Raw genomic sequence first — 4,441 nt, forward strand, 5'->3', positions numbered from 1 at the left:
CCCCCTTGGGCACCCGCCGCCGCGGCGGGGGTTCGGCCGCGGGCCGCGGCTCGGGGCTGCCTACGGACAATTCGACGCGGGGGACGCGCGCACGGCTGGCCGCGAAGGCCGCGACAGCCGCCAGGGCGAAAGCCACCGTGCCGACCAGCAGGGCGTCGCTGTACTCGGAGAACTCCTCCGCCCCCACGTAGAACGGCAGGAGCGCCCGCCGCGCACCCGCACGCGACTCAAGCAGCGCGGTCGCGACCGCTGCCCCGAGGCTGGTGCCGACGAAGAAGAGCATGTTGAAGATACCCAGCCCCACACCGTAGATCCGCGCCGGGATCGTCCGCGTCAGGACGGTCATCAGCGGCGCGTTGACCAGCGCCTGCCCGAGGCCGAGGAACATGGTGACGGCGGAGAACGCCGGAGCCGGCCAGCCGATGGCGACCGCGCTCAGGAACAGCACGGTCACGCAGGAGATCAGCAACCCGGGGACGATCAGCACGAACGGATTCCAGCGGTCCGCCAGGCGACCGGCAGTGCCCGCCAGGGACACCACCACCAACGCCTGCGGCAGCAACGCCAGGCCCACCTGGCCGGACGGTAGGCCGTTGACATTCGTGTAAAGGAACGGCGCGACCACGATGACGCCCATGCCGCCGCTCATCGTGAGGAACCCGACGACCGTGAGCAGTAGATAGCGCCGGTTCGCCAGCAGCGCCCGGTCGATGAACGGGAACGCGACGGTCTGCTGCCGATGGATCGTGAGCACCGTCCCGATGAGCCCGACGATCGCGGCGGCGATCACCGCCCCGGACAGGCCGCCTTGCCGCTGGAGATTCGTGACCGCCAGCAGCGCTCCCGAGACGGCCGCACCCACGGCGATGCCGCCGAGCCAATCGATCCGCACCTGCTGGTGGAGGTACGAAGGTGGCAGGTAGCGTGCGGCAAGGGGGATCACCACCGTCAGCAGCGCCGCGAAGAGGAACACCATGCGCCAGGCGATGAGCTGGGTAATGATCCCGCCCAGCGTCGGACCAATTGCCGCTCCGGCGCTGACGGCCGTCGCGACGATGCCCATCGTCCGCCCGCGCCGCTCGGGCGGCACGGTGCGGGCGACCATGGCCATGCCGAGACTGGTGATGGCTCCCGCGCCCAGGCCCTGGATACAACGGGCGACCACGAGCATGGGGAACGCCACGGCCAGCCCCGCGAGCGCGGCGCCGATGACGAAGAGCACCATGCCAGCCAGGTAGATGCGACGCTCACCGAAGCGGTCACCCAGGCGGCCGTGGAACGGCATCGCGACACCGAAGGTGAGCAGGTAGATCGACACCAGCCAGCCAAGCGCGCCGGCATCGACGCCGAAGTGGGCGCCGATCGGCGGCAGCGCGACGTTGACCATGGTGCCGCTGGTCACCGTCATGAAGCTCGCCAGGCCGACGATAGCGACGACCCATCGCTCGTGCGTCCGCCCGTCTCCGGTGAGGTCGGCCTGCGGCTGGGCCACGACCTCCATCGTGCGAGGGGGATCGTTGTGTCGCACTCCGTCTCCTATGATCCGGTTCCGTGCGCAGAAATCGAACGCCAGGGAACCGCCTGGCGGGCGGACGGCGCGCCGAATGGCGCGCCGGTATCGACGAAACGAGAGAGGAACATGCCGCGAGGCGATCCTGAGCGTTCCGCTCCACTGTTGCCCGGGAGTAAGGGCGGCCTGGCGGGCACACCGACCGCGGCCCCCCGGCTCCCGATCTGCCTATTGTACAGCGGCCGTCTACAGCGCGAGACAGCGTGATGGGAATGGATGCCGATCCGAGCACACATCCGGCCGTCTATTGCGCGCAGATTCGGGTATAGTGACCTGGTTGGCAACCCCGGACCGATTCCGGGGCGGATTCTGTAAGACACGGGTGGGGAGCGAGGAGCACCGATGACCCAAGACGCACAGGTGACCGAGCAGCGGCTGAGCCGCGTACGGGAGGTCATGGAGCAGGCCGGGGTGGACCTGCTGATCATCGGCCCGTCGTCCGACTTCCGCTACTTTACCGGCCACGCGCCGCGGCTGAGCGAACGCCTGACCGCGCTCATCATCCCGCGCGAGGGCGAGGCGACCATCGCCGTGCCGCGGCTGGAAGCGCCGCTGCTGGCGCATCTCTCCGACCAGTTCGCCATGGCCATCTGGGACGAAACCGAGCGACCCACCGAGCGCATCGCAGCGATGGGACGCGAGGCCGGCGTGCGCGCGGTCGCCGTCAACGATCAGTTTTGGAGCGTGTTCCTGCTCCAGCTCGAAGAGCTGCTGCCCTCTGCCTCGTTCCAGAGTGCGGCCAAGATCATGAGCCGGATGCGGGTGGTAAAGGACCCGGCGGAGATCGCGCTGCTGCGCGAGGCGGCGCGCCGCACCGACGCCGCCTGGGAAGAGTTCTGCGCGACCGTCCGCCTGACCGGCCGGACCGAACGCGAGGTCGCGGCGGACCTGCAAGCGCTGATGGCGAAGCAGGGTTTCCCGACCCTGGCGTTCTGCGCGGTCGCATCCGGCCCCAATGCCGCCTCGCCGCACCATGAAACCTCCGACCGCGTCATCCAGCCGGGAGACCCGGTGGTGATCGACTTCGGTGGCGAATATGAGGGCTACTACTCCGACATCACTCGCACGCCGGTGGCGGGAGAGCCGCACCCGGATTTTGTGAAGATCTACGAGATCGTGAAGCAGGCGCAGCAGGCGGCCTTCGAAACCATCCGCCCGGGTGTCGCCTGCCAGGACGTGGACCGGGCCGCCCGCAAGGTCATCACCGACGCGGGCTACGGCGAGTACTTCATCCACCGCGTCGGCCACGGCCTGGGGCTCGAGATCCACGAGCCGCCGTACCTGGTCGAGGGCAACACCCAGCCGCTGGAGGCGGGCATGGTCACCTCCGACGAGCCGGGGATCTACATTCCGGGGAAGTGGGGTGTCCGGATCGAGGATGCCGTGCTCGTCACGGAAGACGGCGCCGAGCGCCTGAACACGGTGTCGCGCGAACTCGTCTCGCTGCCGTAGCAGCCCTGGCCGCTACGTGGACGTGAGGTCGCTGTGGACGGCGTTCCCGCCGCGGAGCTTCGCTCCGTACATGGCCTGATCGGCCGCGGCCAGCAACTCGTCCGGCGTCGTGCCCTGGTGCGGGAACATGGCGACACCGACCGAGATGGTCAACGGCAGGAGCGCATCGCCGTGCTCGAAGGGCAGATCGGCGACCGTGCGCCGTAGCCGGTCCGCGACCTCCACCGCGGCGCGCAGGTCGACGTTCCGCAGCACGACCGCAAGCTCATCGCCCGCGTAGCGGGCCAGCAGGTCGTCCGGCCGCAGGTTCCCCGCCAGCCGCCGGACGACCTGCTCCAGCACGGCATCGCCGACCAGATGGCCGTACTGGTCGTTGACCTCCTTAAACTTGTCCATGTCGATCAGGAAGAGGGCCGCGGTCGACACCCGCGGATTCCCGGCGAGGCTCTGGAGGTGCTCGAGCAGTACACGGCGGTTGGCGATCCCGGTCGCCGGATCGGTGCGCGCCTGCAACTCCAGCCGCTGGGTGAACTCCATCTGGTCCAACAGCAGCCCGAGATGCACCGCAATCCCCTCGGCGAGCGCCATGTCCTCATCGTCGAGTGGGTGGGAGGTGTCGGTCTCGATGTTCAAGACGCCCACCGGCCGACCGGCCGACCGGATCACGGCCACCAGCTCGCTGCGGATGGCGGGATCGATCTCAATGTAGTCCGGGTCGCTGCGAACGTCGTGGACCAGGAGTGAGCGGTTCTCGCGCAGGGCACGGCCGGTGATACCGCGGTCGATCGGCCAGCGCACCGTCAGGTCGGGGGGCGGCCCCGCCTTGGAGCGATTTTCCAGGTGCTCGCCGTCGGGCGTCAGCGTCGCCAGCACCACGCGGCGATAGCCGAGGCTGCCCGTGAGGCGCTCGGCGACCAACTGGAAGGCAACGTCAGCATCGCCGCCGCGCGCGATGAGCTGGCTCAGGTCATGGAGCAGTTGCAGTTCATGCAGGCGCCGGTGGGGGACGGTGATATCCTCGACCGTCACCTGCACGTAGGTAGTGGGAGCCGTACCGGCCTCGCCCGGCAACGACAGCCTGCGGGCGCGGCACGCCGTCGTCAGGCGTCGCCCACCAGGCCCGTAGAAAAAGAGCACGACCTCGTCCGACGGGGCCTCGGAGGAGGCACGCCACTCCTCCCATGGAATCGCCGCGGGCTTGACGAAGAGGCTCGCGAGCGGTGTGCCCACCAGCGACTCGGCGGGACGACCGGTCAGGTTGCTCATTGCCGCGTTGACCAGGTGGATGGTCCCCTCCGTATCGCAGAGGAGCACCCCGATCGGCATCCCCTCGACCAGTTCGCGGTAGAGTTGCTCAGTGATCGCCAGCTTACGGCGCAGCCGCATGGTCGCCAGCGCCGCCGCCAGCGCCGCCGCCAG

The 4,441-nt window shown here is 69.2% G+C and carries 3 protein-coding genes; 1 reads left to right on the top strand and 2 read right to left on the bottom strand.

Features of this window, described 5'->3' with window-relative positions:
* Positions 1-1,528 (bottom strand): MFS transporter (locus IRZ30_RS15930; RefSeq protein WP_294086557.1); only part of this gene is annotated, 1,528 nt, incomplete at its 3' end.
* A 384-nt stretch (positions 1,529-1,912) separates the two neighbouring features.
* Here IRZ30_RS15930 and IRZ30_RS15935 point away from each other — a divergent pair.
* Entirely contained in the window at positions 1,913-3,022 is a 1,110-nt protein-coding gene (locus IRZ30_RS15935; protein ID WP_294086558.1) for a Xaa-Pro peptidase family protein, read from the top strand.
* Between the two features lie 12 nt (positions 3,023-3,034).
* On the opposite strand, the gene IRZ30_RS15940 is transcribed toward IRZ30_RS15935, so the two are convergent.
* The coding region (locus IRZ30_RS15940; protein ID WP_294086559.1) for a diguanylate cyclase at positions 3,035-4,441 on the bottom strand (1,407 nt) is incomplete at its 5' end.

Source organism: Sphaerobacter sp. (assembly GCF_019683595.1).
Classification (GTDB): Bacteria; Chloroflexota; Chloroflexia; order Thermomicrobiales; family Thermomicrobiaceae; genus Sphaerobacter.

Coding starts and splice junctions, on each gene's coding strand:
- IRZ30_RS15935 (WP_294086558.1), top strand. CDS start 1,913: ATGACCCAAGACGCACAGGTGACCGAGCAGCGGCTGAGCCGCGTACGG.